Origin of the sequence: Gilliamella sp. ESL0250 (assembly GCF_013345045.1) — a bacterium.
GTDB classification, from domain to species: Bacteria; Pseudomonadota; Gammaproteobacteria; order Enterobacterales; family Orbaceae; genus Gilliamella; species Gilliamella apicola_H.
Window position 1 is genome coordinate 1 of sequence record NZ_JAAEDV010000026.1, and the last position, 3,382, is coordinate 3,382.

Here is a 3,382-nt window from a genome sequence, read left to right on the forward strand (position 1 = left end):
AAATTTAAAAGTCTGGCGGCCCCCTACTCTCACATGGGTAATACCCACACTACCATCGGCACTACGGCGTTTCACTTCTGAGTTCGGCATGGGGTCAGGTGGGACCACCGCGCTATTACCGCCAGACATATCCTGTACTCTTTTCAATTAGTTACATTATCTCATATCTGCACTAATCTCTCAATCCGGAACAAACTGTTATTTCAACTTTTATACAATCTCTCGCGTAACCCCAAAACAACTCCGAGTTGTAAGGTTAAGACTCTCGGTTCATTAGTATCAGTTAGCTCAATGTATCACTACACTTACACACCTGACCTATCTACGTCTTAGTCTCAAACGGACCTTACTGAATCTCTTCAGGGAAAACTCATCTCGAGGCTAGTTTCGTACTTAGATGCTTTCAGCACTTATCTATTCCGCACGTAGCTACCGGGCAATGCAATTGGCATCACAACCCGAACACCAGCGGTGCGTTCACTTCGGTCCTCTCGTACTAGAAGCAAACCCTCTCAATTTTCCTACGCCCATGGCAGATAGGGACCGAACTGTCTCACGACGTTCTAAACCCAGCTCGCGTACCACTTTAAACGGCGAACAGCCGTACCCTTGGGACCTACTTCAGCCCCAGGATGTGATGAGCCGACATCGAGGTGCCAAACACCGCCGTCGATATGAACTCTTGGGCGGTATCAGCCTGTTATCCCCGGAGTACCTTTTATCCGTTGAGCGATGGCCCTTCCATTCAGAACCACCGGATCACTATGACCTACTTTCGTACCTGCTCGAGCCGTCACTCTCGCAGTCAAGCTAGCTTTTGCCATTGCACTAACCTCCTGATGTCCGACCAGGATTAGCTAACCTTCGTGCTCCTCCGTTACTCTTTGGGAGGAGACCGCCCCAGTCAAACTACCCACCAGACAGTGTCCCTTACCTCGATTCAGAAGTATAGGTTAGAACATCAAACATTAAAGGGTGGTATTTCAAGGTCGACTCCACACACACTGGCGTGCATGCTTCTTTGCCTCCCACCTATCCTACACATTAAGGCTCAATGTTCACTGTCAAGCTATAGTAAAGGTTCACGGGGTCTTTCCGTCTTGCCACGGGTACACCGCATCTTCACGGCAATTTCAATTTCACTGAGTCTCGGGTGGAGACAGCCTGGCCATCATTACGCCATTCGTGCAGGTCGGAACTTACCCGACAAGGAATTTCGCTACCTTAGGACCGTTATAGTTACGGCCGCCGTTTACTGGGGCTTCGATCAAGAGCTTCTGCTTACGCATAACCCCATCAATTAACCTTCCAGCACCGGGCAGGCGTCACACCGTATACGTCCACTTTCGTGTTTGCACAGTGCTGTGTTTTTATTAAACAGTTGCAGCCAGCTGGTATCTTCGACTGACTTCACCTACATCCGCGTGGGACTTCAATTACCATCAGCGTGCCTTCTCCCGAAGTTACGGCACCATTTTGCCTAGTTCCTTCACCCGAGTTCTCTCAAGCGCCTGAGTATTCTCTACCTGACCACCTGTGTCGGTTTCGGGTACGATTAACTATAACCTGAAGCTTAGAGGATTTTCCTGGAAGCAGGGCATCAATTACTTCACTGCCTTAGCAGCTCGTCATCACACCTCAGCGTTTCAGTGACCGGATTTGCCTAATCACACGCCTACATGCTTAACCCACCATCCAATAGGTGGTAAACCTAGCCTTCTTCGTCCCCCCATCGCAGTTATAGCCAGTACGGGAATATTAACCCGTTTCCCATCAGATACGCCCTTCGGCCTCTCCTTAGGGGTCGACTCACCCTGCCCCGATTAACGTTGGACAGGAACCCTTGGTCTTCCGGCGAGCGGGCTTTTCACCCGCTTTATCGTTACTTATGTCAGCATTCGCACTTCTGATACCTCCAGCATGCCTCACAACACACCTTCTACGGCTTACAGAACGCTCCCCTACCCAATACACTTACGTGCACTGCCGCAGCTTCGGTGCATAGTTTTAGCCCCGTTACATCTTCCGCGCAGGCCGACTCGACTAGTGAGCTATTACGCTTTCTTTAAATGATGGCTGCTTCTAAGCCAACATCCTAGCTGTCTAAGCCTTCCCACTTCGTTTCCCACTTAACTATGACTTTGGGACCTTAGCTGGCGGTCTGGGTTGTTTCCCTCTTCACGACGAACGTTAGCACCCGCCGTGTGTCTCCCATGATTAAACTTGTCAGTATTCGGAGTTTGCATCGGGTTGGTAAGCCGGGATGGCCCCCTAGCCGAAACAGTGCTCTACCCCCAACAGTTACTCATGAGGCGCTACCTAAATAGCTTTCGGGGAGAACCAGCTATCTCCCGGTTTGATTGGCCTTTCACCCCCAGCCACAGGTCATCCGCTAATTTTTCAACATTAGTCGGTTCGGTCCTCCAGTTAGTGTTAACCAACCTTCAACCTGCCCATGGCTAGATCACCGGGTTTCGGGTCTATACCCTGCAACTTAACGCACAGTTAATACTCGGTTTCCCTTCGGCTCCCCTATTCGGTTAACCTTGCTACAGAATATAAGTCGCTGACCCATTATACAAAAGGTACGCAGTCACTACTACCTAATGGCAGCAGCTCCCACTGATTGTACGTACACGGTTTCAGGGTCTATTTCACTCCCCTCCCGGGGTTCTTTTCGCCTTTCCCTCACGGTACTGGTTCACTATCGGTCAATCAGGAGTATTTAGCCTTGGAGGATGGTCCCCCCTTCTTCAGACAGGATATCACGTGTCCCGCCCTACTCTATAAGCTTCCACATATCGCACCTTCGTGTACGGGACTTTCACCCTCTATCGTGCGACTTTCCAGACGCTTCCACTAATACTATATGCTACCCGCTTGGGCTACTCCCCTTTCGCTCGCCGCTACTTAGGGAATCTCGGTTGATTTCTTTTCCTCGGGGTACTTAGATGTTTCAGTTCTCCCGGTTCGCCTCATATGACTATGAATTCATCATATGATAGTGTAGTCACCTACACTGGGTTTCCCCATTCGGACATCGACGGCTATAGCGCTTTTTATCAGCTCACCGTCGCTTTTCGCAGATTAACACGTCCTTCTTCGCCTCTGATTGCCTAGGCATCCACCGTGTACGCTTAATTTCTTAACCTTACAACTCACAGTTGTCTTGGTTTTAATTACGCTTTTTTCTCTTTCTTAATTACTCACCTCTACCAATTCGTCTCAACTAAAAATTATCGCTAACTTTTAATTTCACGCCTCAATAAAAGCTTTACATAAGAACGAGAACTCGTTTCTTTCAGCTTGTTCCTAATTGTTAAAGAGCTTTATCTTTCTATTTACTCACTATAATAATTAAGCAAATACAAAGATAATTTTT

At 48.6% G+C, this 3,382-nt stretch carries 2 rRNA genes; both read right to left on the bottom strand.

The features are described from left to right. Window positions 1–10: 10 nt before the first annotated feature. Window positions 11–126 (bottom strand): 5S ribosomal RNA (gene rrf, locus GYY69_RS12575). A 126-nt stretch (window positions 127–252) separates the two neighbouring features. Next, a 23S ribosomal RNA gene (locus tag GYY69_RS12580) occupies window positions 253–3,151 on the bottom strand. Window positions 3,152–3,382: the final 231 nt, after the last annotated feature.